At 63.0% G+C, this 26,780-nt stretch carries 29 protein-coding genes and 2 tRNA genes; 20 read left to right on the top strand and 11 right to left on the bottom strand.

Translation table 11 applies throughout. From position 1 onward, the window contains the following. Positions 1 to 12 precede the first annotated feature (12 nt). Positions 13 to 102 (top strand) — tRNA-Ser (locus tag AB6804_RS01835). 346 nt (positions 103 to 448) lie between these two features. Here AB6804_RS01835 and AB6804_RS01830 read toward each other — a convergent pair. The 3 genes from AB6804_RS01830 to AB6804_RS01820 form a co-directional block, all read right to left on the bottom strand. Next, positions 449 to 916: a hypothetical protein gene (locus tag AB6804_RS01830; RefSeq protein WP_370884994.1), complete on the bottom strand. Its 468-nt coding sequence runs from the start codon at positions 914 to 916 to the stop codon at positions 449 to 451. Between the two features lie 24 nt (positions 917 to 940). Continuing rightward, positions 941 to 1,804: a hypothetical protein gene (locus AB6804_RS01825; RefSeq protein ID WP_370884993.1), complete on the bottom strand. Its 864-nt coding sequence runs from the start codon at positions 1,802 to 1,804 to the stop codon at positions 941 to 943. 214 nt (positions 1,805 to 2,018) lie between these two features. Next, the gene (locus tag AB6804_RS01820) at positions 2,019 to 2,405 is read right to left on the bottom strand and encodes a hypothetical protein (RefSeq protein WP_370884992.1); all 387 of its coding nucleotides are present in this window, start codon (positions 2,403 to 2,405) and stop codon (positions 2,019 to 2,021) included. Between the two features lie 1,206 nt (positions 2,406 to 3,611). Between AB6804_RS01820 and AB6804_RS01815 the strand changes: the two genes are divergently transcribed. Then, positions 3,612 to 4,001 carry a DUF3597 domain-containing protein gene (locus tag AB6804_RS01815; RefSeq protein ID WP_370884991.1) on the top strand — a complete coding sequence of 130 codons (390 nt, stop codon included), beginning with the start codon at positions 3,612 to 3,614 and terminating at the stop codon, positions 3,999 to 4,001. A 975-nt stretch (positions 4,002 to 4,976) separates the two neighbouring features. On the opposite strand, the gene AB6804_RS01810 is transcribed toward AB6804_RS01815, so the two are convergent. After that, positions 4,977 to 5,261 (bottom strand): hypothetical protein, encoded by a 285-nt coding sequence (locus AB6804_RS01810; protein WP_370884990.1) that lies wholly within the window; start codon positions 5,259 to 5,261, stop codon positions 4,977 to 4,979. A 228-nt stretch (positions 5,262 to 5,489) separates the two neighbouring features. Here AB6804_RS01810 and AB6804_RS01805 point away from each other — a divergent pair, with 228 nt between their 5' ends. Together AB6804_RS01805 and AB6804_RS01800 are read left to right on the top strand one after the other, a co-directional pair. Continuing rightward, on the top strand, positions 5,490 to 6,041 hold the full coding sequence (locus AB6804_RS01805) for a hypothetical protein (protein WP_370884989.1): 552 nt from the start codon (positions 5,490 to 5,492) through the stop codon (positions 6,039 to 6,041). Between the two features lie 273 nt (positions 6,042 to 6,314). Beyond that, positions 6,315 to 7,058, top strand: coding sequence for a DUF2968 domain-containing protein (locus AB6804_RS01800; RefSeq protein WP_370884988.1), 744 nt, complete (start codon positions 6,315 to 6,317; stop codon positions 7,056 to 7,058). 31 nt (positions 7,059 to 7,089) lie between these two features. Here AB6804_RS01800 and AB6804_RS01795 read toward each other — a convergent pair whose 3' ends face one another. Next, positions 7,090 to 7,317 carry a hypothetical protein gene (locus tag AB6804_RS01795; RefSeq protein WP_370884987.1) on the bottom strand — a complete coding sequence of 76 codons (228 nt, stop codon included), beginning with the start codon at positions 7,315 to 7,317 and terminating at the stop codon, positions 7,090 to 7,092. Between the two features lie 136 nt (positions 7,318 to 7,453). On the opposite strand from AB6804_RS01795, the gene AB6804_RS01790 reads away from it, so the two are divergent. Continuing rightward, positions 7,454 to 7,699: a hypothetical protein gene (locus AB6804_RS01790; RefSeq protein ID WP_370884986.1), complete on the top strand. Its 246-nt coding sequence runs from the start codon at positions 7,454 to 7,456 to the stop codon at positions 7,697 to 7,699. Between the two features lie 43 nt (positions 7,700 to 7,742). On the opposite strand, the gene AB6804_RS01785 is transcribed toward AB6804_RS01790, so the two are convergent. Then, entirely contained in the window at positions 7,743 to 8,252 is a 510-nt protein-coding gene (locus AB6804_RS01785) for a PRC-barrel domain-containing protein (RefSeq protein WP_370884985.1), read from the bottom strand. Positions 8,253 to 8,441: 189 nt separating this feature from the next. Between AB6804_RS01785 and AB6804_RS01780 the strand changes: the two genes are divergently transcribed. Then, positions 8,442 to 9,122: a reverse transcriptase-like protein gene (locus AB6804_RS01780; protein ID WP_370884984.1), complete on the top strand. Its 681-nt coding sequence runs from the start codon at positions 8,442 to 8,444 to the stop codon at positions 9,120 to 9,122. 3 nt (positions 9,123 to 9,125) lie between these two features. Here the strand turns inward: AB6804_RS01780 and AB6804_RS01775 are convergent, their stop codons facing one another. Then, a complete protein-coding gene (locus tag AB6804_RS01775) occupies positions 9,126 to 9,869 on the bottom strand; it encodes an SDR family oxidoreductase (protein WP_370884983.1) in 744 nt (247 codons plus the stop codon). A 299-nt stretch (positions 9,870 to 10,168) separates the two neighbouring features. Between AB6804_RS01775 and AB6804_RS01770 the strand changes: the two genes are divergently transcribed. From AB6804_RS01770 to AB6804_RS01755, 4 genes are all read left to right on the top strand, one after another. After that, on the top strand, positions 10,169 to 11,248 hold the full coding sequence (locus tag AB6804_RS01770; RefSeq protein ID WP_370885398.1) for a porin: 1,080 nt from the start codon (positions 10,169 to 10,171) through the stop codon (positions 11,246 to 11,248). Between the two features lie 17 nt (positions 11,249 to 11,265). Continuing rightward, entirely contained in the window at positions 11,266 to 11,892 is a 627-nt protein-coding gene (locus tag AB6804_RS01765) for a LysE family translocator (RefSeq protein WP_370884982.1), read from the top strand. Positions 11,893 to 12,089: 197 nt separating this feature from the next. Then, a complete protein-coding gene (locus AB6804_RS01760; RefSeq protein WP_370884981.1) occupies positions 12,090 to 13,619 on the top strand; it encodes a peptide MFS transporter in 1,530 nt (509 codons plus the stop codon). Positions 13,620 to 13,671: 52 nt separating this feature from the next. Further along, positions 13,672 to 13,748: transfer RNA gene (locus AB6804_RS01755), tRNA-Met, on the top strand. A 340-nt stretch (positions 13,749 to 14,088) separates the two neighbouring features. On the opposite strand, the gene rpsU is transcribed toward AB6804_RS01755, so the two are convergent. The 4 genes from rpsU to AB6804_RS01735 all read right to left on the bottom strand — a co-directional run bounded on the left by rpsU (position 14,089) and on the right by AB6804_RS01735 (position 15,950). Next, complete coding sequence (gene rpsU / locus AB6804_RS01750; RefSeq protein ID WP_006999077.1) at positions 14,089 to 14,301, bottom strand: 30S ribosomal protein S21; 213 nt, start codon at positions 14,299 to 14,301, stop codon at positions 14,089 to 14,091. Between the two features lie 167 nt (positions 14,302 to 14,468). Further along, positions 14,469 to 14,801 carry a 2Fe-2S iron-sulfur cluster-binding protein gene (locus AB6804_RS01745; protein ID WP_370884980.1) on the bottom strand — a complete coding sequence of 111 codons (333 nt, stop codon included), beginning with the start codon at positions 14,799 to 14,801 and terminating at the stop codon, positions 14,469 to 14,471. Further along, a complete protein-coding gene (locus AB6804_RS01740; RefSeq protein ID WP_370884979.1) occupies positions 14,798 to 15,391 on the bottom strand; it encodes a YigZ family protein in 594 nt (197 codons plus the stop codon). The genes AB6804_RS01745 and AB6804_RS01740 overlap by 4 nt, the downstream gene beginning before the upstream one ends. Positions 15,392 to 15,419: 28 nt before the next feature. After that, the gene (locus AB6804_RS01735; protein WP_370884978.1) at positions 15,420 to 15,950 is read right to left on the bottom strand and encodes an N-acetyltransferase family protein; all 531 of its coding nucleotides are present in this window, start codon (positions 15,948 to 15,950) and stop codon (positions 15,420 to 15,422) included. A 321-nt stretch (positions 15,951 to 16,271) separates the two neighbouring features. On the opposite strand from AB6804_RS01735, the gene AB6804_RS01730 reads away from it, so the two are divergent. The 10 genes from AB6804_RS01730 (at position 16,272) to astD (ending at position 26,768) form a co-directional block, all read left to right on the top strand. Further along, complete coding sequence (locus tag AB6804_RS01730; protein ID WP_370884977.1) at positions 16,272 to 17,858, top strand: EAL domain-containing protein; 1,587 nt, start codon at positions 16,272 to 16,274, stop codon at positions 17,856 to 17,858. Positions 17,859 to 17,877: 19 nt separating this feature from the next. Further along, complete coding sequence (locus tag AB6804_RS01725; RefSeq protein ID WP_370884976.1) at positions 17,878 to 18,276, top strand: hypothetical protein; 399 nt, start codon at positions 17,878 to 17,880, stop codon at positions 18,274 to 18,276. 233 nt (positions 18,277 to 18,509) lie between these two features. Further along, positions 18,510 to 19,199, top strand: a complete 690-nt coding sequence (locus AB6804_RS01720) for an ABC transporter permease (protein WP_370884975.1) — start codon at positions 18,510 to 18,512, stop codon at positions 19,197 to 19,199. A 13-nt stretch (positions 19,200 to 19,212) separates the two neighbouring features. Continuing rightward, positions 19,213 to 19,926: an ABC transporter permease gene (locus AB6804_RS01715; RefSeq protein WP_035967056.1), complete on the top strand. Its 714-nt coding sequence runs from the start codon at positions 19,213 to 19,215 to the stop codon at positions 19,924 to 19,926. A 54-nt stretch (positions 19,927 to 19,980) separates the two neighbouring features. Beyond that, positions 19,981 to 20,772, top strand: coding sequence for an ABC transporter ATP-binding protein (locus tag AB6804_RS01710; RefSeq protein ID WP_035967055.1), 792 nt, complete (start codon positions 19,981 to 19,983; stop codon positions 20,770 to 20,772). A gap of 1 nt (position 20,773) precedes the next feature. After that, positions 20,774 to 21,814 (top strand): GlxA family transcriptional regulator, encoded by a 1,041-nt coding sequence (locus AB6804_RS01705; RefSeq protein ID WP_370884974.1) that lies wholly within the window; start codon positions 20,774 to 20,776, stop codon positions 21,812 to 21,814. Between the two features lie 138 nt (positions 21,815 to 21,952). Beyond that, positions 21,953 to 23,182 carry an aspartate aminotransferase family protein gene (locus AB6804_RS01700; RefSeq protein ID WP_370884973.1) on the top strand — a complete coding sequence of 410 codons (1,230 nt, stop codon included), beginning with the start codon at positions 21,953 to 21,955 and terminating at the stop codon, positions 23,180 to 23,182. Between the two features lie 24 nt (positions 23,183 to 23,206). Continuing rightward, a complete protein-coding gene (aruF, locus tag AB6804_RS01695) occupies positions 23,207 to 24,253 on the top strand; it encodes an arginine/ornithine succinyltransferase subunit alpha (RefSeq protein WP_370884972.1) in 1,047 nt (348 codons plus the stop codon). Then, positions 24,250 to 25,275: an arginine N-succinyltransferase gene (gene astA / locus AB6804_RS01690; protein ID WP_370884971.1), complete on the top strand. Its 1,026-nt coding sequence runs from the start codon at positions 24,250 to 24,252 to the stop codon at positions 25,273 to 25,275. The genes aruF and astA overlap by 4 nt, the downstream gene beginning before the upstream one ends. A gap of 20 nt (positions 25,276 to 25,295) precedes the next feature. Next, positions 25,296 to 26,768: a succinylglutamate-semialdehyde dehydrogenase gene (gene astD / locus AB6804_RS01685; protein WP_370884970.1), complete on the top strand. Its 1,473-nt coding sequence runs from the start codon at positions 25,296 to 25,298 to the stop codon at positions 26,766 to 26,768. Positions 26,769 to 26,780 lie beyond the last annotated feature (12 nt).

Genomic DNA, 26,780 nt, shown 5'->3' with positions numbered 1-26,780 from the left:
TTGCCGTCTTCCGGAGAGATGGATGAGCGGTTTAAGTCGCACGCCTGGAAAGCGTGTATAGGGTAAAACCTATCGGGGGTTCGAATCCCCCTCTCTCCGCCAAGCAGGACATGTAAAGCCCCGTCAAGTCAATGATTTGCGGGGCTTTTCGTTTTTCTGGCCCATCAAATAGCCCATCAGCGGGCGCAGGCTATCGTTCTGTTGCGTCCGTCCCACTTTTCAATATGTGTTGGCACGACGCTACAGCGAAGCTGCGAGCCGTAGCTCCTCAAACTAAGGCCGGATGCGGCCTTAGTTTTCGTTATAGCTGGCGAGAACGGCAACCTGGGGGAACGCCCCCTTACGTTATGGCGGCGACGGCCTGCACAGGTCCTTCCTGACTCTAAGCGCCATGCGGGCGCGGGAACGTGCGAATGGCCGTGGCCAAGGGTCTGCAATTTCACCAATTCTACGAAATATCGCGCTTGTACGGGCCTATATCGACTACCACGACCTCCTTGCACGTTAACCGAATATCGAGGCCGACATTTGGCGTAAGGTCTAGTCGAATTAGTTCACCGGGCATTTCGGCAAGTGTCATTTCCATGATCGTCGCCTCTTCAATCATGCCGTTTACGTCAATATCCGATGTTCGAATGTCCAGGAAATCAAGCACGACGATGCAATCGGGGCGCTCCGAAACGGGCGGCGCACCATAGCGGTTGTGAAGCACTTCCAGCCGAAGGTCGAGCAATTCGCGCACGCGATTTCCCGTTAAGGGTAGGCCATTGACATCTTCGTGCGTTTGTCGAATTCTCCGCAGACACAATGAACGTACAGCGGAGTCGTGAAAAGACGAATATCCGCCTAGAACGGCTTTAAGCCATTCGGCGCTTTTTGCATGATGCCAACCCCATGTCTTGTTTGCGTTGCTCATGACAGCCCCCTATTTGTCGCGAATCTAATTTAAATTGATCGGTGACATTGGAAGATGCGTGTTGTCCCGCACGCCACCAGAAAAATTATGTCCGTGCGGATCACCGTGGCTTCCATGATATTGAGCCGAGAGATTGCCGTTTGAATCGAAGTAATCCACATCTTGGCTATTCGGGTTAATGGCAAAACCTCCGGGTTCGTTCCCTGTCATACGAACGCCCCGCGCCGCTAGTTCCGTTACATCATCGCTCAATGCGTCCGGCACATACTCGAACGGCTGCGCGTCACTGAGCAACGAACCGCCTTCGCCATCGACAGTATCTCCGAAGCTCTTGAGCATCGAATCGCCGTCGCTCGAACCCGCACCGCCAAGCACCGCCCCGGCGACCGTTTCAGCCGCGCCGAGCCAGTCAAAACCGCTGCCATCAGAACCATCAGACGAGCCCGCAGAGGCGGCAGCTTTGGCCGCAACTCGCGTGGAAACGTATGGCGTGTCATCGTTAAAGCGCCCACTCGCGTCAAGCGGTACAAGCTGCCCGTCACGGAAGGAGTAGATGGTAGGTTTAGCATCTGGCGCTCGCTTCGGCCAGCTTTGCGGTGCGTACTGTCGGACGACCCGCCGACTACCGCACCAAGCGCGGCTAATGGCAGGAACGAGTTGACCATCGCGTACCGCATCACTGAGGATGCGCGTTACGCCATCCCCATCGACCGGCGCGGACAATCCTGAAATACGAAGGTGTTCGCTAATGAATGCCGCATATGCGCGGAACTCAGTACAGGAGCGCGCCGCGCGGCGGTCGATGGACCCGAAATAGCCGGTCGAAGTCTTGCCGGTCTTGCTCGATTTGTTCGTCGCGCTCTTTGCGTGCTTTCTGCCGCTCATCATAGGAGAGCTTCCAGCCGCGATCAACGTCCGGCAGGTCGCGGATCGGTATGAGCGAACATTGCCAGTCGCTCGTTAGCGGTACGGAAAGCCCGTTATACGAACGCCCCCATTCTGGAAACGACATGTCACCTCCGTCTTTGACAGGAGTGCAAATTGTAACGAGTATGAGCGCGTGCTTCGACGCTGAATCTCAATATATAGAAAGGTGGCGGGGTTACTCGCCAAGAACGTGCTTCGCCCATGCTTCCATCAACGGGCGGCGCTGCTCAAGCAAGTCGACTCTGTGATATGCAGCTTCGACCTTGTTCGCGACGGTATGCGCGAGCGAGCGCTCCGCAGGATCGCGGGCGTAACCGTGTTCGCTGGCCCAATCCCGCAAGCTGCTGCGGAACCCATGCGCCGTTGCCACGCCGGTATCGCCGCATCGCTTCTTTTGCCATTCTTGACGCGAGCTGGTTGTGTGGTCGCTTCCCATCGAGCGCGATATCAGCACACCGTCAAAGCGCAGTCCCTCGTCACATGATAAAGACACGCGGGGCGCGCTTGCTTGAAGCCGTCGAACCAGTGTGATTCGGTCACCGTCTAGGTTGAAATCGATCAATTGCAGCCTGAGGGCATCGGACTCAGCTATTCCATGCTATTTGGCAATCGTCCTGAACAATGGCATAAGCGGTCGCTTTAATTGCGCTATGGCGAATCGCTGAAGCATCAAGAAAGCAGTCGAACCGATACCACGTCCCACTCATCGTCCGTTTTTAGGTCTGCTCCGATGGCGAGAGACAGAGCAGGTGCGCTTCAATTTCTCACATACGCTCGTCTACAAATCAATAAGGAAAGCAAAGTATGAAGGGTCTAGCTCTGAGATGAATAGCGTCCGCGTGGGCAACGCAAACGACCATCGCTGCCCAATGAATCGGGTGGCTGTCGCAAGCAAGCACAACGCGCTTGATGAACGCATGAGATTCAATCGGCCTATGCCGTTATGCAGATCGGCACAAGCAAGCATCGTGAGCTAAAGCGCGCAGCGACCGACGATGGGACAGTGCAACATGTTCAGTCCGCTGATTGAATGCATCGACACTGAAGGTTCGGTGCGGCATGAGAGCGCGGCTAATTGAGAAGCGCCGGTTCAGGCATTGGTGGAATCGATGAACATCAGCAACTCCCAGCCAATGCTGGCGAGTTCAGCGTTCCGATTCGACGTCGTTTGCAAACACCTCAGCGACGTCAAACGCTGACTTATAACGGACAATTTCCTATGCGAGTCATACCTCCCATCCCGATTACGACGAAAACTCAGCGGCGCGCGGTCGCCAGACGGCTGTTACGCGGAGATATCACGATGCAGGACGCGGCGCTGGAGCGCGGCGTGAGCCCTGTGCAGGTGCGTGACTGGCTCAAGGAGTTGGGCTACTGGGAACAGTACGATGCTTTGCGCAAAGCGCTCAGTGACCTGCGGCGAAAGCGAACCCGCCAAGCCAGAAGAGCGATGCGGCAGATGCCTTAGTAGGGCGGCACATAAGTTCCCGTGGCGTCGAGGATCCGTGGACTCTCGCTGCCTGCGTCACGGGCGCATGGTGCCTCGGATTCGCTCCGAAAATCTGCCAGCCGATACGCAAACGGAGAGCGCCGCCGAATACAAGCGTACTACTGACCGTCCCGCTGCAATATTTCGTCTTGATTCCACTCGAATTGTCCACGAGGGTCAACTGAGCCGCGATGCCCGCGTTAAGGCGCGGCAGGCTCGCCGCGGTCAAAGCGTCAGCCCTGCGTTCCGCCGTATTTCAATTCGAACAAGGACACAGACATGAGTATCTTCGGTGACATCGTGGGCAAGATCTTCCACAGAGCCAAGCCGGAGCAGCCGGCGCCGGTCGTCGAGCCGGACCCGGCGCCCGCGCCCGCCGTCGAGGGCAGCGCTCCCTCTCAGGCCTTGACGAATATCGACGTCGCAGCCGTCATGGATCAACTCGCGAGCGAGAGCAGCCAAACGCTGAACTGGCGCGTGTCGATCGTCGATTTGATGAAGCTGCTGCAAGTCGACAGCAGTCTCGAACATCGCAAGCAGCTTGCAACTGAACTGCATTACGGCGGAGACATGAACGATTCCGCGTCTATGAATATCTGGTTGCACAAGCAGTTGATGCAGGCGCTTGCGGCGAACGGCGGGAAGCTGCCGGCCGATTTGATCGGCTAAACACACGAGAGTCGAACGAAAGCCCGCGACCGTCAGGCGACAATCGCGGGCTTTTGTCATTCTACTTAGCGAGGGAAGTCCCGGCTTGCGGCCTCAGACGAATCAGCGCGCCGTCTACTTGCTTCGCGACCGCGCGAACGCTGCGATAGGGTCGTCCGCGAAGGCTGCAATCGGATCGGATGCGAACGGTGGGCTGAACACCTTCGGCTTGGCGTGAGGCTGTAGGGCATCGCTCGTGTGAGACGCGGCCGCATGTACGTTGACGTGAGTCGTGGTGTGCGCCTCAGCGTCGTCTCTCCCGCCCACCCACTCTTCCGTGTACTTGGCGAAAGCCGGCGCGGTCATGATCATCGCAATGGGAATCAGGACGAGTCGAAAGGCGTTACGTACTGGCATGAAGTCTTTCTTTTCGTTTGTCGAAATGCAAAGGTTGAGGAGCGAGCGTCGGCGAACGAGAGGGCGCTGACCGCCTGGTATCAGCGGACGATCACAGGTCATGCGGGGCCCGTCAGCGATGGCCGTGACTGCTTTGGTGTGTGGGAACAGCCCGTTAATCGCCGGCAGCGTAAATGCCTAAGTCGCAGAAGGGCGAGTCATGCGCTCGTCGAGCGGCATCTTCTCATTGACGGTGACATGCTCCGGATTCGCAAAAGCCGCCCAACGGGGCTCATGCGTTTTCCTGGCGATGACAGCACCTGTGTGCGTGTCGTGCCGTGCATGGTGGCGACAGCGTTGCGTCGCGTTGTGCGTCGACGGAAATGCGCGAGTCCTTCACTGCAGATTGCCTCATCCGAGCCAATGAAGGCGCATTTGAACCGTTAGCCTAAGTAAATACAGCCGGATTTTTCCTAATCACGCCGAGCGCAACCATCTATTACGAATCACATCGTTCCGGGACAAACAGATAGGGCATGGTGTCGCACTTCGCTGGAGACGATGCCTGAGCCTCCCGACGCAAGCATCGTCTCGTCCGACTTACTGCTTCATCGTGCCGGTCGCCTTCCCGCCGCCGGACGGTGCTGCCGATGCGTCCGGAGACATGCCTTGCTCGCGCTGCTGCATCAGCGTGCCGCTGCCGGACGTTCCGGCCGGCGCGCCGCCTTGCGATGCATCATTGGAGCCCGGCGTGGGCGATGCACTCGGCTGCCCCTGCATCTGTTTCGGACGTTGATTCATCTGATCGCGCGACATGTCTTGCGCGAAAGTGGCTGTGCTGGCAAGCGCGAGGAGTGCGCCTGCGATTGCTGCGGTCGCTTTCATGACTGTCTCCTGGTATTGGGCGCAAGACGCGCCGCTGCACTCGTTCAGCATCGACCGTGCCGCGGCTCGTCAAAGCGACTACGATTAAGCGTGTCGGCTGAAAGCGATGGCAATTGACTGCCGATTCTCTACAATTCGCGATCCAAACGAATTTACCGACCCGAGAACGATTTATTGGGTTATTGCGACGGAGTGTTTCATGTCGACCACACTTAACGATTTTTTGGCATGGAGCGAACGCTTGCCGGATCAGGCTACCGAGGAAGCGAAATTGCTGCATGCCCTGATGGAGCGGCGCGAAGCGGAATTAAGGACGGGCATCGCCGATCTGATTGCTGCAGTGAGCGAGCGCGAGAACTGGAAATTGCAACGATGTGCCGCCACGGCCCGGCGCGTCGAACAAACGTCGAAGGTCATTTGGAAGCGGTCTATGAGTATTTCCGAGACCGTAGCGAAGGGCGCCTGCATTACGAGCCGCCGGAGGTTCTGGCGGATTCGCTGGGCGACCAGTCCGCCGGCCCCGACCGCCTGTGCGAGCCGGTGCTCGCGCACGCCAGCGCGTCAGCTACAAACGCTGAAGGTTCCGTAGCCACGCCGGTCATCGAATTCTATGGGCGATTACAGTCGCTGGAAGCGCTCGTGGCTCAAACGCCGGGTATCGGTTGCGGCGTTCAAGGTGTCAGGATCATGCGCATGGTGGCGCTGATGTCGAAAGCGCGGTCAGCGCAATTGGCAAATCTGCGACTCAGCGGAACGCAGGCTGTCTATCGCCATTCGTGATTATCTGTATTTTTAGATTGCCGCGCGAAACGCGTTCTCGCACGAATTATGACGCTTTTTCTCCGTATTAAAATACTGCGGGGCTCGGTAAAGCCGTAATTGCATCCGTTTATGACTCGCCTATACTTGGATTCATCAGCCAATAACGGACGGGCGACATCGTCTGCAATCCGGACTAGTAGCAAGCAACGTTATAGTAAGCCGATCGCGCGTGAATTCGATTCGTGAACGCTCGATGTCGAGCATCGTCGGCAAGCCAACCCTGGAGTCATTGTGAAAAGCCTGCTAAGCAGACGAGGCACCCTTCTCGAAAGCACACCGTCCTTCCTGGTACGGCAAAAAACGAATGCGCCGGTTCGTTTCGCCCAGTCGCTCAAATCCGATGACGATACCCCGTCCGACGACCTCGTCGCAAAGTCGCTGCCCGCTGCGGCTACCCCGCGCGTGACGCCGCTGCGGGCGGTCGGCGCAATGGCGCAACCGGGACCGCACGCGCTCCAGGCCGCGCAGATCGCCGAAGTCGAATGGCTGGTGCAGCAGGGGGCGCTCGCAACGTTTCGCACGTTTCAGAGCTTCGCCTATTCGGTGAGCCTCCTTTTCCATCCGCGCGACCTGACCTACTATGCCGTGCTTCATCACGAAAACGCCGTCTGGAGCGTGCTGAAAGCCGGCGACATTAGCGCCGCCGAGCCGGCATTCCGCCATTTTGCGGAGCAGGCAATGCGCCTCGCGGACGCCGACATGCGGCGTATCCATCTCCAGGCACAAAACGATCAATTTGCGCGACTCATCGCGGATTCGGAAGCGCAGGTGGAACGCGTGCGGGTCGACCTTCAGCGCGGCAGCACCCAGGACCAGGAAGTTGCGCTCAGGCAGCAGGAGACTCGGAAGGAACTCGCGCAACTCGAGGCGCGCCGTGTCGCCGCACAGGCGCAATTGAACAAACTGCAAAGACAAGTGCATCAATTGACGGCGACCAGCAACGAGAACGTTCCCTTCCTGCCGTCGGGGCGCTGAAGGCGGATGACGCAACGAGCGCGCTGCGCGCTCAGTGATCGCTCCTGGCGGCGTAGGGCGGGTGTTCCTGCGAGATATAGCTGCTGAGTCCGCGTCCGGCGCGGGCATGGCGCTTCATCTGCTCGACGTGCACCCGGCCCGGCGTGCCATAGTCGTACAAATAAGTGACGCCATTGGCGAAGCGGACCTTGATGCTATCGTCCCGAATCTCGAATGCGGCTACACCGGAGTTACCGGCCAGATTCCGATAGGGCGTCATCAGTTTCCTTTCGTCATTCGTTCGCGTTGACGCAGCGCGCCGTCCGCGAACGACAGATTCGAAAAGCCGGGCTAAAGAACAAGCAATCCCGGCCGATATCGTTGTCATGTGTCAGCGACGGGGGCCTCAGGCAGTCATGGAAAAAGACCAATTGCCGTTTCTCGATTCGGACGATCCGCATTTTCAGCATGCACGCGCGCTGAGTCTGTCCGTTGGCGCGATTCGTCGCGCGCAAGGTAAAACTAATCCGAACGACTTTCCGGTCGGTTCGCTCGAATGGCACTTCGCCGTCGAGGATTTCGCGAGCGATGTGCTCCGCGCGCTGATGGGCGACGGCTCCGAAACCGTCGACATCCCGCTCGGCGAACGTCCGCTCGATTAGCGAGGCCGGCGCGCCGGGGCGAAGCCGTCCCGGCGCGTCACGATCAGAGCTTGACGCCGCCCGCTTCGGGCGCGTCAACGCCTCCGGGCGGGATCGCGCCGGTGGCGGCGACGTCGCTCGGCCGCGTGTCATTCGACCAGTACGGCTCGCGGCCGTAGTGCGTGTGAACGCTGCTCGCCCAGACGCGGTCGGCCATCGACGGCCACGCGTCCTTGTCGAAGCCCGGCGCGTTGCGCACCTGATCGGCGGTCGCGGCGATGCGGAAGCATCGATTATCGGTGTCGAGCGTCAGCGCGCTCCACGGCACCGCCAGCAGTTTGTCGCCGATGCCGAGAAAGCCGCCGCTCGACAACACCGCATACGCGATGCGGCCGCTCCGTACGTCCAGCATGATTTCCTTCACCGAGCCAACGTCGTGTCCGTCGCTGCTGAGCACCGGATTGTCATCGAGCGTGCTGGCAGCCATGACGTCCGGGCCGGGACCGGCAGCCGTCGACGCACCTTTCCCTACGATTGTCGCGCCGCCGGAAGACTGCTCCATCGATTGATTCATGATCTGCTCCTTGCAGGTTCCAGGCCGATGCCTGGCGGGTTGTCAGATCGACGCGGTTTCGCCAGCCGTGCGTGTCCGGTTTCTTCTCTGCTAGCAGGCAACATGCCGTCTATAAGGCATCCGCCAATGTCGGCGGCTGGCGCGCGAGCGTCTGCTAAGCTGCCCGCTTCCCAAACACATTTGCCGCCCATGGTCGAATTGCACGAACTGCTTGCCGTCGCCTACAAGAAGGAGCGCTTGCGAAGCCGCAGGCTTGTCAGGCACGCGGGGTTGTCGGAGCATGCGGCACTCGTCAGAACGCTGGAGGAAGCGGCGGCGGAGCAGTCCTTGCGCGATCTGGTCGACGCACGCCGCGCCGCGCAAGCCAAAGCCGCCGATGCATTGCGACTCCGCCAGCTCGAACGCGTGACGCGCGCAAAACGACGCACGGCGTTCGACGATTTATCGGCGGGTGAAAGCGACGCCTGGATCGGCTGGTTCGACGGTTCCGCGCTGCCGAATCCGGGGCGCATCGGCATCGGCGGGGTGTTGAAGGCGCCGCACGGCGAGCGCATCGAAATTAGCGCGGCGGCTGGTATCGGCGATAGCAGCGCAGCTGAGTATCTTGCGCTGCTCGCGCTCCTCGAGGCAGCGGCGCGGAACGGGGCGACGCGGCTCGTGATCTATGGCGACAGCCGCGTCGTCATCGACGACGTCGCCGCACCCGCAAGCGCCGGTATCCGCAGACTCACGGATCATGCCGATCGGGTGCGGGCGCTCATCGCGCAGATCGGCGATGTGCGCCTGCAATGGATTCCGCGCGCCCGTAACGCCGACGCAGACCGCCTCTCGCGGCAGGCGCTTGGACTGCCTGCGCTGCGCGCTGCCTGAAAGTCAGGCCAGTTCGCGGATGTCGGCGGTCGGCGCGCTGCCGAACGCATCGCTCAACAAGTAATCGACGAGCTTGCGCGCCGACTCTTCGGGCGTCGCGAGCTGGCCGTCGCGCTTGAGCGCATCGAAGCGCTCGCGCAGCGGGAAGCGGTCGAGCCCGGCGCCGCGAATCTCCGCCTGCATGTCCGTATCGACGACGCCCGGCGCGACGCTGCAAATCCGCAGCGACGGGTTGTCATCGAGCGCGACGGCGCGGGCGTGGTGATCGAGCGCGGCTTTCGTCGCGCAGTAGATGCTCCAGCCGGGATAGGCATTGCGCCCGGCGCCGCTCGAAATATGAGCGACGCGCCGATCCGCCACATGCGCACTCTGCGCGGCGAACGCTGCGGCGATCATCAGCGGCGCGGCCACATTCACGCTGACGGCGCGTGCGATCGCCGCCGCGTCCTGACTCGCGAGCGGCCCGACCGGGGCGAGCAGTCCCGCATTGTTCACCAGCACCACGCGATTCGCGCCCGCCACGAACCGCCCGAGCGCGCCGTCCGCGAGCCAGGCGGTGAGGGCGGCGAGATCGGCGAGATCCAGTTCGACTTCCTGCAGCCGGCCGGGATAGCGTGCGGCCAGCGCGGCGTTGCGATGGCGCGAGATCGCCAGAATGTCGGCGTCGAGCGACAGCAGCGTGTCGGCCAGCGCCGCGCCGAGGCCGCGCGTGTGGCCGGTGACGATTGCGAGAGTTTTGTTGGGCATCGAATGGTCCGGTTGCATGAGAGAAGCGTCGCGTCGATTCTAGCGACAGGCCGCGACGAGCGCCGCGGCGCTAATAGCGTCGAATCGGCAGAAAGGAAAGGGGCAGACGGCCGTTCGTTGGTTAGAGGTCACAGCGCTCCCCTACGCGGGTTTTTTACCTGACAAGATTGAGCGAGGAATCGACAATCATCGTCAGTCAAAAAAAGCATCCGGAGCATCTTATGCCGATCAGTCCCGCAGACTGCCTTTCCGCCGAACGTCCCGCCCGCGCTCGCTACCGAGCAGAATCAAAAGCCGTGATGGCCGCGTGCATCGCGTTCGTCGGCATTCCGGCTTGTGCGTGGGCGCAAAGCTCCGTGCAGCTTTATGGCGAACTCGACGCCGGCGTCGCGTATGTGAACAACGTCGGCGGCCATGCGCAATATCGGCTGACCAGCGGGACCATCGACGGCAGCTACTGGGGCCTGCAAGGATCAGAGGATCTCGGCGGCGGCGCACGGGCGATTTTCCGGTTGGAGCGCGGCTTTGCGGTATCGACGGGCGAGGGCATCAACGATCATCCGATGTATGTCGGACTCGGCACCGATGATCTCGGCACGCTGACCTTCGGCCGCCAATACGACTCGATGCACGACTATTTCGCGCCGTTCACGCTGACGGGCGGCACGGGCGGGACCGCGTTCGCCCACTTGCTCGACAACGACAACGCCAACAATTCGTTCCTCGCGGCCAATTCGCTGAAGTACACGAGCGCGACATACGGCGGCTTGAGCTTCGGCGGCCTCTACGCGTTCTCCAACCAGGCGGGACAGTTCGCGAACAATCGCGCGTACAGCATCGGCGCGAATTATTCGGCGGGTTCCTTCAGCGCGGGCGCGGCATATCTGCACAACAACGGGCGCGGCAACACGGCCAATGGCGCTTACGACACGCTCGCGTTGCCTGGCGCCGCGCCCGGCGCGGTAGTCAACGCGACCGTTCAGCGCCAGAACACGTTCGGCGTGGGGATGAGTTACGGCATCGGCGATTTCCAACTGGCGGGCACGTTCTCGCGCTCGATCAACACCGGTCCCGTCGATGCCGACACCGGCGACGCGCTCGCCTCGCTCGCGCTCAACAACTACGAGGTCAACGGCATCTACAAGCTGACGCCGGCCATCCTGCTCGCGGGCATGTACGTGTACACGAACGGCGGCGGGGCGCACTGGCACGAAGGCGCGTTGCAGGTCGACTATCTGTTGGGCAAGCGCACCGATGTCTATGTCGAGACAATCTATCAGCGCGCGTCGTCGCAAGCGCCCGCGATCATCAACAGCAACGATCCGGCAAGCGGCCGCAATCAGCTCATGTTCACGACGGGCATCCGTCACCGCTTCTGACTCCCGGCAGGTGCATCGTGTCGCTTCAGACTTTCTGGTTGTTCGTTCCGGCGTGCTTCGCCATCAACATGGCCTTCGGGCCGAATAACATGCTCTCGCTGTCGAACGGCGCGCGCGAAGGCGTGCGCGCTTCCGTGCTGGCGTCGTTCGGGCGGCTGGCGGCGTTCGCGATCATGATCGCCATCGCGGGACTTGGGCTCGGCGCTTTGTTGCTCGCGTCCGAAGCGCTGTTTACGACGGTGAAGCTCGCGGGCGCGGCGTATCTCGTGTGGATCGGCGTGAAGCTGATTCGCTCGGGGCCGTCGCTCGTTCCCAACGGCGACGCGGACGGCCCGGCGGGCGTCGCGCGGCTGATGCGCCAGGAGTTTCTCGTCGCGGCAGGCAATCCGAAGGCGATTCTCGTCTTCACCGCGTTCTTTCCGCAGTTCGTCGATCGCACGGCCTATGCGACGAGTTTCGCCATCCTCGGCGCCATCTTTTTGCTGCTCGAACTCGTGGCGATCGTCGTTTATGCCGCGCTCGGTGCGCGTCTGACTTCTTTGTCGCGCGGCGCACGCAAACTGAAATGGTTCAATCGCGCGAGCGGGGCGCTCATGATCGGTTTTGGCCTCTTGCTGGCGTTCGCGCGCCGGCCGGCCGGGTGAGTGCCTGAGCCCATCGCTTCTCTGTTTCTGATCCGCGTAAGCGCATTTCAAGATACGCGCTCGCCGCGGAATCCTGATCGGCGATAATTGCCTGTTTCTGGCAGCCATCGTCCATTACGGGGCGATGTTCGTTCTCACTTCTGAACGCGTTACTCGAAAACGCGACGCACTGCTTATCGCTGTTGAAGGATTTCCCAATGAAGAATCAAACGCCCGCGGTATCGCGGACGCGCTCGTTCACGACCGTCTTCCTGATCGAAATGTGGGAGCGTTTTGGCTATTACGGTATGGCGGCGCTGCTCGTGCTGTTCATGATCGACAAAATCGGTTTCGCCGATGAATACGCGAACCTGACGTGGGGCGCATTCACCGCGCTCGTTTTCGCGGCGCCGTCGGTTGGCGGCTGGATCGGCGACAAGGTGCTCGGCACCCGACGCACGATGACGATTGGCGCGGTCGTCCTCGCCGCTGGTTATCTCATGCTCGCGCTGCCGTTCGATTCGCTCGGCTTCCTGTATGCGTCGCTGGGCGTGGTGGTCGTCGGCAACGGATTGTTCAAATCGAATGCGGCTAATCTCGTGCGCCGCATCTATGAAGGCGATGACGCGCAAATCGACAGCGCCTTCACGATTTATTACATGGCGGTGAACATCGGCTCGACTGCGTCGATGCTGGCGACACCGTGGATCAAGGACCATTGGGGCTGGCATGCCGCGTTCGCCGTCTGCTGCAGCGGCATGCTGCTCGGCCTCGCCAATTTCGCGCTGATGCATCGCACGCTTGCGCATATCGGCTCCGCACCGGACGATCAGCCGATCCGCTGGAATCACTTCGCTGCGGTCGTAGCGGGCGGCGTGGCGCTCGCAGCGGCGACGGTCTTCATCCTCCAGCATCAGACGGTGGCACGCATGTGCGTGTGGGTGGCCGGGCTCGGCATTCTGGCGATCTTCGGTTACATGCTCACGCGATGCGATCGCAGCGAAAGGGCGGGCCTCGTCGCCGCGCTGATCCTGACGATGCAGGTGATCCTCTTCTTCGTGTTCTATCAGCAGATGTCGACGTCGCTGACGCTCTTCGCGCTGCGCAATGTCGACCCGGCGTTTTCGATCGGCGGCGTTCATCTCTTCACCTGGAGCGCGGCGCAGTTTCAGGCGCTCAATCCGATCTGGATCATGTTCCTGAGTCCTGTCCTCGCCGTGCTTTATGCGCGGCGCGCGCGGCGCGGGCGCGATATCCCGGTCGCGGGCAAGTATGCGCTGGGTTTCGTGGTCGTCGCGATCGGCTTCTTCGTGTTCGGCCTGAGCGGTCGATACGCCGTGGAAGGACGCGTGTCGTCGTGGTTCATGGTGGCCGGCTACGGGCTGTATTCGCTCGGTGAACTGCTGGTGTCCGGGCTCGGCCTCGCGATGATCGCGCGTTACGTGCCGGCTCGCATGGGCGGCTTCATGATGGGCGCGTATTTCGTGGCGACGGGTGTATCGCAGTACTTGGGAAGCCTCGTCGCGAATATGGCGCGCATGCCTTCCGGCGATCTCGATCCGCTGCGCTCGCTGCCGCTTTACACGCACCTGTTCGTCTGGCTCGGCTGGCTCGCGACGGGCGGAGCAGTGGTCGCGACTCTGCTGCTGCCGCTCCTGAGCAAGCTCTCGCGGGCGCACCTTGATGCGGTGCTCGCCTCGAACGATGGCAAAGGTGCGCCATTGGGCACGGCGTCGGCGTCGAGATGAAAAGACTGTTTGACTTCGCGGGCCTGTCCGGTCTATAATCTTTTTCTTCAGACGCGGGGTGGAGCAGTCTGGCAGCTCGTCGGGCTCATAACCCGAAGGTCGTAGGTTCAAATCCTACCCCCGCAACCAAGATGTCAAGCAAAGAGCCCGGTTCAGCCGGGCTCTTTGCTTTTGTGCGTCAGGCGAATGAGGTCATCGCAACGAAGTGATGGCAACCAGGTGATGGCAACGTTTCGTCCGCTCGTCGCTATGGACCTCGCACAATACAAAAAGCCTGCATGAGCATCGACTCATGCAGGCTTTTTGCTATTCCGACAACCGGTTCCGACGGGCGCACGCGGCAGGCGTGCTACTCGCGAGCTTTCGCCCGTGGCTCAACGCCACGGCATTGGCGAAACCGCGACCCGCCGACTTCCGGCGTACTGACCGAAACTTAAAAGGCGAGGGCGATGCCCGCGCCATCAGTCAATCAATAGAATTTTTTCGGCAATTGCGCGCGACGGATCTGCTTGCGCAGGCGAGCGACAGCAGCAGCTTTCTTGCGCTTGCGCTCGGTGGTCGGCTTCTCGTACGCCATACGCGACTTGAGTTCTTGAATCAGGCCCGTGCGTTCGACGGTACGGCGAAAACGACGCATGGCGACGTCGAAAGGCTCGTTCTCTTTCAACAGTACTTTAGTCATTGAAATCTCGGTTGATCTGGCCCTGCCAGAAATTGGGGCAAAGCGCAATTGTACACTTTTTGAGAGCCGCTCCGCATCCCCCTTGAGCGAAGATGTGCTTGCAGAGGTTCGGGACTCACATCGTAGGTCGTTGAATCGTGACGACAATCCCGAAATACCCGTGTGCGTCAGAAGCCGCGCGAGGGAACCGTACGCGGCGCGGCGGCGGCGAGTTTTGCATCCGGCTGGTCGATCGTCACGTCCGATCGGGGCAGCGCGACGCACGGAAGAATCCAGCCATCGGCTTTCTCTTCGGCGGTCAGACCCGGCCAGTCGATGCGATAGCCGATCTCGCCCGCGATCAGCCGGCACATGCACGCGCGACACGTGCCATTGCGGCACGAACTCGGCAGCGACACCCCGCCGCGCGACGCCGCCGCAAGCAACGAAACGCCGGCCTCCGCTTCGACGACCTGCCCCCCCGGCGCGATCGTCAGCTTGAAAACGCGCGCCTCGCTCACGCGTGGACCTCGATGATCGCCCGGCCGTTCGTTAGATCGCGCAACTCCGCGGCGGCGGATTCGCGCTCGGCGGCGGGCATGCGCACCACGAGCCGTACGGTCATGGCGTAGGCGCTGTCGACCAGTTCGGCGTCGCGCTGCTCGATCCATCGGCGCACGCGGGCTTCATCGGCATAGTCGATGTCGACGTTCATCAGCCCGCGCTCGATGCGCTCCACGCGCTCGGCCGACTGCATCGCGGTGGCGATCGCATCGGTGTAGGCGCGCACCAGTCCGCCCGCGCCCAGCTTGATGCCGCCGTAGTAGCGCACCACGGCCGCGAGCACGCCATCGACCTCATGGTGCCGCAGCACTTCGAGAATGGGCCGGCCCGCGGTGCCGGACGGCTCGCCGTCGTCGGACATGCCCGACTGCCCGCCCGCGAGCAGCGCCCAGCAAACGTGCGTCGCGCCCGGATGCTCGGCGCGCAGCCGGTCGAGTTCGCGCATCGCGGCATCGCGGTCAGTAACGGGAATGGCCAGCGCGATGAAGCGACTTTTGCGTATATCGATTTCGGCGCTGACGGGAGAGGCGAGGGTGTAGGTCGGCAAGGCGGGTAACTTCGCGAATCGGGAAAAATCAGGAAACCGTCATGCCGAGCGGGCGCTGCATCAGCACGCTATCGACCCAGCCGCCGAGCTTGAAGCCGACATTGCGCAGCACGCCGACGTGCTCGAATCCGAGCCGCGCATGCAGCGCGATCGATCCCGCGTTGCCGCTGCTGCCGATGACCGCGACCATCTGCCGCCACGGCCCTCGCTCGCAACGCGCGATCAGCGCCGACAGAAGCGCGAGCCCGATGCCGCGCCCGCCGAAGCCATCGGCGACATAGACCGAGTCTTCGATCGTATGCCGGTACGCCGAGCGCGCCCGATATGCCGATGCATACGCGTATCCCGTGATCTCGCCGTCGAGTTCCGCGACGAGATAAGGCAGGCCAGCGGCGACGATGGCCGCATGGCGCGCGCGCATCTCATCGGCGGAAGGCGGGGCTTCTTCGAACGTGGCGAGCGCGTGGAGCACGTAATGCGAATAGATGCGCGCGATGGCGTCGAAGTCGCCGGGTGTGGCGTCGCGAATCACGGGCTGGCGGGCGCTGGATGAAGTCATGGCGGTTTCGAATCGAGCAACGGATTTGCACGGCGCGACCAGGCCGCAGAAGGGCCGCACGCGCGTGCTCGCAAGCCGGAATTCTCTCACGCCGCGCCGGGTCAAATAAATGTGCGGCGGGCCGTGCGCCAGACCACGAAAACCGCGACTTATTGCCGAATTAAAACGTTGAAGCGCGTGACGGCCCGACTCTACACTTACTCGCTTGTGTAGCGATTCGCATTCGCGGCCTTCCGCCCGCGCCGGCAACACGAAAACTTCTCCGGCGGCGCGCGCCACAGCGTGAGAGCCGCTCGCTTCGCGGCGCGACCATGACACGCAATGAACAACTTTCAACGTGGGGCGCTTGCGGCGCTTCTGATCGTCATCGTGGGGACTGCGGCGCTCGCACCCGCGGGGATCGGCTTGATCGTCGCGGCGCGCAGCGAGCGGCAGCAGCGCGTCGAACGCCTGAGCATCCTCGCCGATGCCGCGCTCTATCGCGCCGAAGACATCACGCGCCGTCTGTCGGGCGCGCTCGGCGAAATCGGCAAGGTGAACGAAACGCCGTGCTCGACGCCGTATCTCCACGCGCTTCGCCAGATCACGCTCACGCACGACCAGGTCCGCGACGCCGGCGCGTACGATCGCGACGGCCGCTGGCAATGCTCATCGCTCCTGGGCGCGGTATCGGCGGGCACGTTCGATGGTCTCACGTTGCCGCCGCCCGACTGGCGCTCGTCCGACGGCCTCAGCGCGTGGTACGGCCTCGCGCGCCTGCCGGGCGGCAAGGAATCGCTCGTGCTGGGCCGCGACGGCTTCTATATCACCGCCGACCCGTCGCTTTACGTCGATGGCATCGATACCAACTTCGCGCCCGAGGGCCGCGTCGCCGTCATCAACACCGAAGCGCGGCGGGTGATCGCCGGCACGCCTGCGACGGATGCTTCCGCCGTTCTCGCCGTCTATAGCCAGCACCAGCCGCCGCCGGATTGTTCGGCCGTCGCGGTGCGCCAGTCGGCGTCGATGCCGCTCGCGGTCATCGTCAGCGTGCCGCGCGAAACATGGCGGCAACGCGTGCGCTCGCTGCCCTGGGGATGGCTCTTCGGCGGCGTCGCGGTCGGTCTTGCCTGTGCGTGCTGGGCCGCGTATTTCGTCGTGCGCAGGATTTCGCCGCGCGGTCAGTTGAGCGACGCCGTGCGGCGGCATCAGTTCATCGTCGCGTATCAGCCGATCGTCGATCTCGCCACGCGCCGATGCGTCGGCGCCGAAGCGCTTGTGCGCTGGAAGCATCACGACCGCATCGTGCGGCCGGATCATTTCATTCCGCTCGCGGAACATGGCGGGCTGATCCAGGCGATCACCGATCAGGTGCTCGACACTGTCCTGCTCGAACTCGGCGAGTTTCTCCGGCACTACGACGATTACTACATTTCCGTGAACCTCTCGGCTTCCGACCTGACGACGCATCGTTTTCTCGACGTGCTCGGCCCGGCCATCGAACAGCAGGGCGTGCGGCCGCAGCAGATTCGCATCGAGGCGACCGAGCGCGCGTTCCTCGACGCCGACGCCGCGAAGGACGTCATCAGCGCGTTTCGCCGCGCGGGCCACGCGGTCTATCTCGACGATTTCGGCACGGGCTATTCGAGCCTGTCGCACTTGCAATCGTTCAGCGTGGACGGGCTGAAGATCGACAAGTCGTTTGTCGATACCGTCGGACAGGACGTCGCGTCGAGCAGCGTGGCGTCGCATATCATCGAGATGGCGGCGACCCTCGACGTGCAGGTGATCGCCGAGGGCATCGAGCGCGAGGAACAGGCCGCGTATCTGCGCGCACGCGGCGCGCAGTTCGGGCAGGGCTGGCTGTTCTCGCCGCCGCTTTCCGCCGCCGACTTCGTCCGTTATGCGGGCGAGACGCGCACCAGCTAACTCCAACAAGGCAAAGTTCATGGACGATCACACCGCAGTATCCTTCCTTCGCGACGTGCGGCATCCGCTGCTCGGACTGCATCGCGCCGTGCTGGCGCACTTGCGCGTGCGGCACGAGGCTGAGTTCGGGCCGGTGTCGCCGGGCGAGTTTCTGCAAATCGTCATCAACGGCAGCGCGTATCGCTGGCTTGCTCCGTTGTCGACGCTGATCGCGGCGATCGACGACGTTCTCGACGACAGCGAAGCCACGCCCGATGCGCGCATCGCCCATGCGAAGGCGGTCGCCGCGATGTTCCGGGCCGAAACCCGCGATGCGGCTTTTGCGGAGCGGTTTCTGCCACTGTTGCAGGAAAGTCCGGAAATCGCCGTGGCGAACGGGCACGTGGTGCAGGTCGTGCGGGGCAGTGCGCGCGATTAGGGCGCATCTTCTATCGAAAAAGCGACGCAAAAGCATAGATTCCGCGCGCCGCGCGGATCGACGTTTCGACGGCGATAACGCGGCGGCGGCGCGTGTGCAGTGGGCCGGGCGCCCCGCGCGTCCACGAATGGCCGTTTGCTGCATTGCAATAAACCAGCGCCGCCTCGTTTGAGCGTTTATTTCGGCTTGCGACGATCGCCTCCCATCGAACGACGGAAACGAAGGAGGCGCTCGTGACGCTGTACGGCTATGGCCCGCTGCTTTGGGCGGGCGCAAAGGAAACCCTCGCGCTCGCGATGCTTTCTCTCGCGGTATCGGTGCTGCTGGGGCTCGCCGGCGCGTCGGCGAAACTGTCGCGGCACGGCTTGCTGCGCGGCATCGCGACTGCCTATACGACGCTCATTCGCTCGGTGCCCGATCTCGTGCTGATGCTGCTGCTCTTCTACAGCATCCAGATCGCGATCAATCAAGTCACCGACGCGTTCGCCTGGGAGCAGTTCGACATGGACCCGTTCACGGCCGGCGTGCTTACGCTCGGCTTCATCTACGGCGCGTATTTCACGGAGACGTTTCGCGGCGCATTCCTCGCGGTGCCGCGCGGCCAGCTGGAAGCGGGCACCGTGTACGGCATGAGCGGCATGCGCGTGTTCGGCCGCATCCTTTTTCCGCAGATGATGCGCTTCGCGCTGCCGGGCATCGGCAACAACTGGCAGGTGCTGGTGAAGGCGACGGCGCTCGTGTCGATCATCGGTCTCGCCGATGTCGTGAAGGCGGCGCAGGACGCCGGCAAGAGCACCTTCAACATGTTCTTCTTCGTGCTCGTGGCCGCGCTCATCTATCTGGCGATCACGACCGCATCCAACCTCGTGCTGATGACGCTCGAGCGCCGCTACTCGACGGGCGTGCGTCACGCCGACCTCTGACGACGGAGCCGCCATGATCCCGATCCTCGCCGAATACTGGCGTCCGTTTCTGTACTCCGATGGCATGCACGCCTCGGGTCTCGTCGTCACGTTGTGGCTGCTGGCGGTGTCGATAGCGATCGGCTTCTGCGCGTCGGTGCCGCTCGCGTGCGCGCGTGTGTCTAAACGCCGCTGGCTCTCGACGCCCGTGCGCCTCTATACCTACGTGTTTCGCGGCACGCCGCTCTACGTGCAATTGCTGCTGCTATACACGGGCATGTATAGCCTCGAATTCATCCGCAGCCAGTCGCTGCTCGAAGCGTTCTTCCGAAGCGGCTTCAACTGCGCGGTGCTCGCGTTCGCGCTGAACACGTGCGCCTATACGACGGAAATCTTCGCCGGCGCGATCCGCTCAATTCCGCACGGCGAAGTCGAAGCCGCACGCGCGTACGGCATGGGCACGTTCACGATGTACCGGCGCATCGTCCTGCCGTCCGCGCTGCGCCGCGCCTTGCCTTTGTACAGCAACGAAGTGATCCTGATGCTGCATGCGACGACTGTCGCCTTCACTGCTACCGTGCCGGATATCCTGAAGGTGGCGCGCGATGTGAATTCGGCAACCTATGAATCGTTCGGCTCGTTCGGCGTCGCGGCGCTGCTGTATCTCGCGGTTTCATTCGCGCTCGTCGCCGCGTTCAGGCGGGCCGAGCGCCGCTGGCTTGCTTATTTGCGGCCGGCCGCGCATTGACGGGCGTTAGAATCCGCAATCGTGGCGAACCCATCATCACCCGAGGAGAAAGCGTTGGAGCCCAAGCCCACAGACGTCGCGACGAAACTCGCCGCACAGGACATTCACAAGCGCTACGGCGATAACGAAGTGCTCAAGGGCGTGTCGCTGTCGGCGCGTGCGGGCGATGTCATCAGCATCATCGGCGCGAGCGGATCGGGCAAAAGCACGTTCCTGCGCTGCATCAATTTTCTGGAAAAGCCGAACGCGGGGCAGATCGTCGTCGATGGCGAAGCCGTCCGCACGAAGACCGATCGTCACGGCAATCTCGATGTCGCCGATCACAAGCAGCTTCAGCGCGTGCGCACGAAGCTCGCGATGGTCTTTCAGCACTTCAACCTGTGGTCGCACATGACGGCCATCGAGAACGTGATGGAAGCGCCGATTCACGTGCTCGGCATCTCGAAGAAGGAAGCCGAGGAGCGCGCCCGCGAGTATCTGGAGAAGGTCGGCCTGCCGCCGCGCGTCGAGAAGCAGTATCCGTCGCATCTCTCGGGCGGACAACAGCAGCGCGTGGCGATTGCGCGCGCGCTCGCGATGCACCCCGACGTCATGCTCTTCGACGAACCGACGTCCGCGCTCGATCCCGAACTCGTCGGCGAGGTGCTGAAGGTCATGCAGAAGCTCGCGGAAGAGGGCCGCACGATGATCGTCGTCACGCACGAGATGGGCTTCGCGCGCAACGTGTCCAATCACGTGATGTTCCTGCATCAGGGGCGCACGGAAGAAGAGGGCGTGCCGTCCGAGGTGCTCACGCAGCCGAAGAGCGAGCGTCTGCGGCAGTTCCTGTCGGGCAGCCTCAAGTAACGTGGCAAGTCCATCGGGCCCGGCGCGCGGGCCGCTGCAAGTGGCGATCGTCGCTCTTCCGCCGGTCTCGATGAGCGGCATCGGGCCGATCATCGACAGTCTCGCGCTCGCCAACGAAATCGACGGTCATCGTCTCTACGAGTGGCGCGTGTGTTCGTGGGACGGGCGCGCCGTGCCGCTTTCCGGCGGCGCGCAGCTTCCCGCCGATTGCGCATTCAACGACGCGCTGCAATGCGACTGGCTCATCGTCGTGTCGGAACGCTATCAGCAGTTCGCGGACTACCGGCTCTTTCTCGCGAGTCTCGCGCGTGTCGCGCCGCGCACGCCGCTCGTCTCCGGCATTCATCACGGCGTCTGGTGGCTCGCGATGGCTGGGCAGCTCGCTCAATATCGCGTCGCGGTGAACTGGGAGACGTATCAGCAGTTCACGGAGCAGTTCGAGCGCACCATCGTCACGCAGCAGATCTTCGAGATCGACCGCGATCGCGCGACCTGCGCGGGCGGTCAGGCGAGCATCGACTTCATGCTCGCGATGATCGCACGCGATCACGGCCAGGATCTCGCCGAGCGTATCGCGGATTCGCTCGGCATCGGCGTGCTGCGCGCGGGCACCGAGCGTCAGCGTATTCCGTTCGTGACCGCCCCGGGCGAGCGGCATCCGCGCCTGAACGATGCGTTGCAACTGATGGAAGCGAACATCGAAGACCCGCTCGCCACCGATGAGATCGCGACGCTCGTCGGCATTTCCCGACGGCAACTGGAGCGGCTCTTCCGGCAATATCTCGGCGCGATGCCGTCGAAGTACTACCTCGATCTGCGCCTCACCAAAGCACGCACGCAACTGCAGCGCACGAGCAAGTCCGTCGTGCAGATCAGCCTCGCGTGCGGGTTTTCATCGGCGGCGCATTTTTCCAATGCGTACCGCGACCGCTTCGGCGTGACGCCGCGCGAGGAACGCCGCAACTGGATCGAAAAGCAGCGCGGCGGCGCAGTGGACGAGCCGCGCGGCGGCGCGCTGATCGAGCGCCCCGGCACGTGCTGAAGGCGCGGCGAAGGCCATCGAAGCATGTCGCGAACGCGCAAGACGGAACGCGTGCGATTGCTTAATATCGAAAGCATTGCAGTGCGCGATCAGCACGGCGCACGACCCGTGCAGCACGAACCAGAAAAGGAGTGGCTCATGACCGACATCAATGTGAATCGCGGTACGTTCGACGAAGTAATGGTTCCGGTATTCGCGCCGGCCAGTTTCGTGCCCGACCGGGGCCGCGGCTCGCGCGTCTGGGACACCGAAGGACGCGATTATGTCGATTTCGCCGGCGGCATCGCGGTGACGGCGCTCGGGCATGGGCATCCGGAATTGCTGAAGGTGCTGCACGAACAGGGCGACAAGCTTTGGCACATCGGCAACGGTTATACCAACGAGCCGGTGTTGCGTCTCGCGAAACGCCTGACCGATCTCACCTTCGCGGATCGCGCCTTCTTCGCGAACTCGGGCGCCGAGGCGAACGAAGCGGCGCTGAAGCTCGCGCGCCGGTACGCCATCGACAAGTTCGGGCCGGAGAAGATCGAGATCATCTCGTTCACGCAGTCGTTTCACGGGCGCACGTTCTTCACCGTGAGCGTCGGTGGTCAGCCGAAGTATGCGGAAGGCTTCGGCCCGCAGCCGCAAGGCATCCGTCATCTGCCGTACAACGATCTGGCGCAGGCGCTCGATGCCATCAGCGACAAAACCTGCGCGGTGATCGTCGAGCCGGTGCAGGGCGAAGGCGGCGTGCTGCCCGCCGATCCCGCGTTCCTGAAGGGCTTGCGCGAAGCGTGCGACAAGCACGGCGCACTGCTGATTTTCGACGAAGTGCAAACGGGCGTCGGCCGCACGGGCACCTTGTACGCGTACATGCAATACGGCGTGACGCCCGACATCCTCACCACCGCGAAGGCGCTCGGCAACGGCTTCCCGATCGGTGCGATGCTCACCACCGACGCCATCGCGCAGCATTTCAAGGTCGGCGTGCACGGCACGACATACGGCGGCAATCCGCTCGGCGCGTCGATTGCGGAGAAGGTCGTCGAATTGATCAGCGATCCGAAACTTCTCGAAGGCGTTAGCGTGCGCGGCGCGGCGATCCGGGCGCATCTCGAACGCATCAACGAGCGCTTCGGCATGTTCAGGGAGGTTCGCGGTCGCGGCCTTCTGATCGGCGCGGAACTGGCTGATGCCTACAAGGACCGCGCGAAGGACGTGCTCAACGCGGCAGCGGCGAACGGCATCATCATGCTGATCGCCGGGCCGAACGTAATCCGCTTCGCGCCCTCGCTCATCATGCCGATGGCCGATCTCGACGAAGGCTTCGCGCGCATCGAGAAGGCGATCGAGCAGGTCGCGGGCGCGGCGGCCGTCGCGCGCTGATTCATCGCTAAACAGGAAACGACGATGCTATTCGTTCGTCCCGCAAGACTCTCCGATCTCGACGAACTCGAACGGATGGCGCGCACCGCCCAGCCCGTGCTGCACTCGCTGCCGCGCGACCGCGAACAGCTCGCGAGGCGCGTCGCGCTCTCCGAGGATTCGTTCCGCGCCGAGGTCGATTTCCCCGGCGAGGAGTTCTATCTCTTCGTGCTCGACGACACGGACACGGGCCGGCTGCTCGGCACGTCGAGCATCGTCGCGTCGGCGGGCTATTCCGAGCCGTTCTACACGTTTCGCAACGACGCGCTCATTCACGCATCGCGCGAGCTGAAGGTGAATCGCAAGATTCACGCGCTTACGATGTCGCATGAGCTGACAGGCAAGAGCCGCCTGACGGGCTTCTATGTCGATCCGTCCTTGCGCACGCCCGAAGGCGAAGCGGCGGCGCATCTGCTGTCGCGCGCGCGCATGATGTACGTCGTCGCGAACCGCAAGCGCTTTTCGGGCGAAGTCTTCTCGCTGATGCTCGGCGTCACCGACGATGCAGGCTCGTCGCCCTTCTGGGAGGCAGTGGGCCGCAAGTTCTTCGGGCGCGACTTCGAGCAGGTCGAGCTCGAATCCGGCGGGCGCAGCCGAACTTTCATCGCCGAAGTCATGCCGACGTATCCCATCTACGTGCCGCTTCTGCCGGGCGAAGCGCAGCGCGTGCTGGGCGAGCCGAACGACAGCACGCTGCTCGCGTATGACATTCACCTGGAAGAAGGATTCGAGCCGGACCGTTTCGTCGATATCTTCGATGCCGGCCCAGTGCTGACGCTGGCCGTCGACAAGAGCGCATCGGCGGGCTCGGGCGAATTGCGCCCGGTGCGCGATGGCGTCGTCGCGGGCGGCGCGCCGTATCTGATCGCAGCGGGCGGGGCGCACGGCTTCCGCTGCATCCTCGCCGATCTGAACGGCACGCGCGCCGATGGCGCCGCATTGACCGCCGCCGCACGCGACGCCCTCGGCGTGCATGAGAAGGACACGGTGCGTTGCGTGCCGCTGCATCAAGCCTCGGGAGAAATGCAATGATCGTCGTGCGCTGCGTGCAGCCGGGAGATGTCGACGCGCTCGTCGCGCTGGCAAAGGAAACGGGTCCGGGGCTCACCACGTTCAAGCCGGATAGAGAGGCGCTCGCCGCGCGCGTCGAGCGCGCGCGCCGCACGCTCGCCGATGATGCCGCGCCCTACGAAGCCGGTTACTTCTTCGTGATGGAAGACACCGCGACTGGCGATGTCGCCGGCGTGTGCGGCATCGAAACGGAAGTCGGGCTGGAGCAGCCGTTCTATAACTATCGCGTCGCGACCGTCGTGCATGCAAGCAAGGATCTCGGCGTGTGGACGCGCATGTCCCTGCTCAACATCTCGCACGATCTCACGGGTTACGCCGAAGTCTGCTCGCTGTTCCTGAGCCCGCGTTATCGCACGGCGGGCGTAGGCGGGCTGTTGTCGCGCTCGCGCTTCATGTTCATCGCGCAATTCAAGCAGCGTTTTCCGCAGCGGCTCTGCGCGGAGTTGCGCGGTCATTTCGACGAGAACGGCGAGTCGCCGTTCTGGAACGCGGTCGGCTCGCACTTCTATCAGATCGATTTCAACGAAGCCGACTATCTCAGTTCGCACGGCAAGAAGTCGTTCCTCGCGGAACTGATGCCGCGCTATCCGGTGTACCTCGATCTGCTGCCCGAGGACGCGCAACGGACGGTCGGCGTCACGCATCGCGATACCGCGCCCGCGCGCAAGATGCTCGAAGCGGAAGGGCTGCGTTACGAGAATCACGTCGATATCTTCGATGCCGGCCCGGTGCTCGAATGCCACACCTCCGATTTGCGCACGGTGCGCGAGAGCGTGCTGGCGACGGTGCGCATCGGCGAGCGGGTTGCGAAAGAGGGTGAGGCGAAGAGTCTCGTATCGAATACGTCGCTCGAAGATTTCCGCTGCGGCGCGACGACGGGCGCGGTCGAAGACAGCGCGTTCCTCCTCACCGCCGACGAAGCCGCCGCCTTGCGCGTGAAGGCGGGCGACACGGTGCGCGTGCTGACATCGCAGCCGCGCTAAAAATCAAGTTGAGACAAGTCATGGATATCCGGAACGAGCTGTACATCGGCGGGGAATGGCAGGACGGCAACGGCGCGGCGTTCGCTTCGCGCAATCCCGCGAGCGATGAAGTCGTGTGGCAGGGCAAGAGCGCATCCGTCGATGACGTCGATCGCGCGGTGTCGTCGGCGCGGCGTGCGTTTGCGTCGTGGTCCGCGATCACGTTCGACGAGCGCGTGGCGATCGCCAAACGCTTCGCCGCGCTGCTCAACGAGAACAAGGAAGCGCTCGCGCACGCAATCGGCCGAGAAACCGGCAAGCCGCTGTGGGAAGCGCGCACCGAAGTGGCGTCGATGGCCGCGAAGGTCGATATCTCCGTGCAGGCCTATCACGAGCGCACCGGCGAGAAGCGCGCGCCGATGGCCGATGGCGTCGCGGTGCTGCGGCACCGGCCGCATGGCGTCGTTGCGGTGTTTGGGCCGTACAACTTTCCGGGGCATCTGCCGAACGGGCATATCGTGCCGGCTCTGATCGCGGGCAACGCGGTGGTGTTCAAGCCATCCGAACTCGCGCCGGGCGTCGCGGCGGCGACCGTCGCGCTGTGGATCGAAGCGGGGCTGCCTGCGGGCGTGCTCAATCTGGTGCAGGGCGAGAAGGACACGGGCGTCGCGCTGGCGAATCATCGGCAGATCGACGGGCTGTTCTTCACCGGCAGCTCGGATACCGGCACGCTGCTGCATCGCCAGTTCGGCGGGCGGCCGGAAATCATCCTCGCGCTGGAGATGGGCGGCAACAATCCGCTCGTCGTGGCGCAGGTGGACGACATCGACGCCGCCGTGCATCACACCATTCAATCCGCGTTTCTCTCGGCGGGCCAGCGCTGCACGTGCGCGCGGCGTCTTCTCGTTCCGGACGATGCCTTCGGCGAGCGCTTCATGCAGCGGTTCGCGGAAGTCAGCGCGAACATCCGCGTTGGCGCTTACGACGAAGACCCGCAGCCGTTCATGGGCGCGGTGATTTCGGCGCGTGCGGCGGCACGGCTCGTGCTGGCCCAGACGCAGTTGATCGATGCGGGCGCGAAGCCGGTGCTGGAGATGAAGCAGCGCGCGGCGAACCTCGGTTTCGTCACGCCCGCGATCCTCGACGTGACGGACGCGCGCGACGTTCCCGACGAAGAGCATTTCGGCCCGATGGTGCAGGTCACGCGCTACACGACGTTCGATGAAGCGATCGAGCGCGCCAACGACACCGCCTACGGCCTGTCCGCGGGCCTGCTCGCCGACGACGAAGCCGCGTGGACGCACTTCCAGCGCACGATCCGCGCGGGCATCGTCAACTGGAACCGGCCGACCAACGGCGCATCGTCGGCGGCGCCGTTCGGCGGCATCGGGCGCTCGGGCAATCACCGGCCGAGCGCGTACTACGCGGCGGATTACTGCTCTTATCCGATGGCGTCGGTGGAAAGCGCGCAATTGCAGATGCCGGCGAGCGTATCGCCGGGGCTCACGTTCTAAGCATCGGGACTC

The organism is Caballeronia sp. RCC_10 (genome assembly GCF_041360715.1).
Classification (GTDB): Bacteria; Pseudomonadota; Gammaproteobacteria; order Burkholderiales; family Burkholderiaceae; genus Caballeronia; species Caballeronia grimmiae.
The sequence above is the reverse complement of the archived record's forward strand: the minus strand, read 5'-3'. Positions and strand labels throughout refer to the sequence as shown.

Excerpts from the sequence above, each read along its gene's own strand:
- AB6804_RS01830 (WP_370884994.1), bottom strand. The coding sequence starts at position 916 with ATGAGCAACGCAAACAAGACATGGGGTTGGCATCATGCAAAAAGCGCC.
- AB6804_RS01825 (WP_370884993.1), bottom strand. The coding sequence starts at position 1,804 with ATGATGAGCGGCAGAAAGCACGCAAAGAGCGCGACGAACAAATCGAGC.
- AB6804_RS01815 (WP_370884991.1), top strand. The coding sequence starts at position 3,612 with ATGAGTATCTTCGGTGACATCGTGGGCAAGATCTTCCACAGAGCCAAG.
- AB6804_RS01810 (WP_370884990.1), bottom strand. The coding sequence starts at position 5,261 with ATGAAAGCGACCGCAGCAATCGCAGGCGCACTCCTCGCGCTTGCCAGC.
- AB6804_RS01805 (WP_370884989.1), top strand. The coding sequence starts at position 5,490 with ATGGAGCGAACGCTTGCCGGATCAGGCTACCGAGGAAGCGAAATTGCT.
- AB6804_RS01795 (WP_370884987.1), bottom strand. The coding sequence starts at position 7,317 with ATGACGCCCTATCGGAATCTGGCCGGTAACTCCGGTGTAGCCGCATTC.
- AB6804_RS01790 (WP_370884986.1), top strand. The coding sequence starts at position 7,454 with ATGGAAAAAGACCAATTGCCGTTTCTCGATTCGGACGATCCGCATTTT.
- AB6804_RS01785 (WP_370884985.1), bottom strand. The coding sequence starts at position 8,252 with ATGAATCAATCGATGGAGCAGTCTTCCGGCGGCGCGACAATCGTAGGG.
- AB6804_RS01780 (WP_370884984.1), top strand. The coding sequence starts at position 8,442 with ATGGTCGAATTGCACGAACTGCTTGCCGTCGCCTACAAGAAGGAGCGC.
- AB6804_RS01775 (WP_370884983.1), bottom strand. The coding sequence starts at position 9,869 with ATGCCCAACAAAACTCTCGCAATCGTCACCGGCCACACGCGCGGCCTC.
- AB6804_RS01770 (WP_370885398.1), top strand. The coding sequence starts at position 10,169 with ATGGCCGCGTGCATCGCGTTCGTCGGCATTCCGGCTTGTGCGTGGGCG.
- AB6804_RS01760 (WP_370884981.1), top strand. The coding sequence starts at position 12,090 with ATGAAGAATCAAACGCCCGCGGTATCGCGGACGCGCTCGTTCACGACC.
- rpsU (WP_006999077.1), bottom strand. The coding sequence starts at position 14,301 with ATGACTAAAGTACTGTTGAAAGAGAACGAGCCTTTCGACGTCGCCATG.
- AB6804_RS01735 (WP_370884978.1), bottom strand. The coding sequence starts at position 15,950 with ATGACTTCATCCAGCGCCCGCCAGCCCGTGATTCGCGACGCCACACCC.
- AB6804_RS01730 (WP_370884977.1), top strand. The coding sequence starts at position 16,272 with ATGAACAACTTTCAACGTGGGGCGCTTGCGGCGCTTCTGATCGTCATC.
- AB6804_RS01725 (WP_370884976.1), top strand. The coding sequence starts at position 17,878 with ATGGACGATCACACCGCAGTATCCTTCCTTCGCGACGTGCGGCATCCG.
- AB6804_RS01715 (WP_035967056.1), top strand. The coding sequence starts at position 19,213 with ATGATCCCGATCCTCGCCGAATACTGGCGTCCGTTTCTGTACTCCGAT.
- AB6804_RS01700 (WP_370884973.1), top strand. The coding sequence starts at position 21,953 with ATGACCGACATCAATGTGAATCGCGGTACGTTCGACGAAGTAATGGTT.
- aruF (WP_370884972.1), top strand. The coding sequence starts at position 23,207 with ATGCTATTCGTTCGTCCCGCAAGACTCTCCGATCTCGACGAACTCGAA.
- astA (WP_370884971.1), top strand. The coding sequence starts at position 24,250 with ATGATCGTCGTGCGCTGCGTGCAGCCGGGAGATGTCGACGCGCTCGTC.
- astD (WP_370884970.1), top strand. The coding sequence starts at position 25,296 with ATGGATATCCGGAACGAGCTGTACATCGGCGGGGAATGGCAGGACGGC.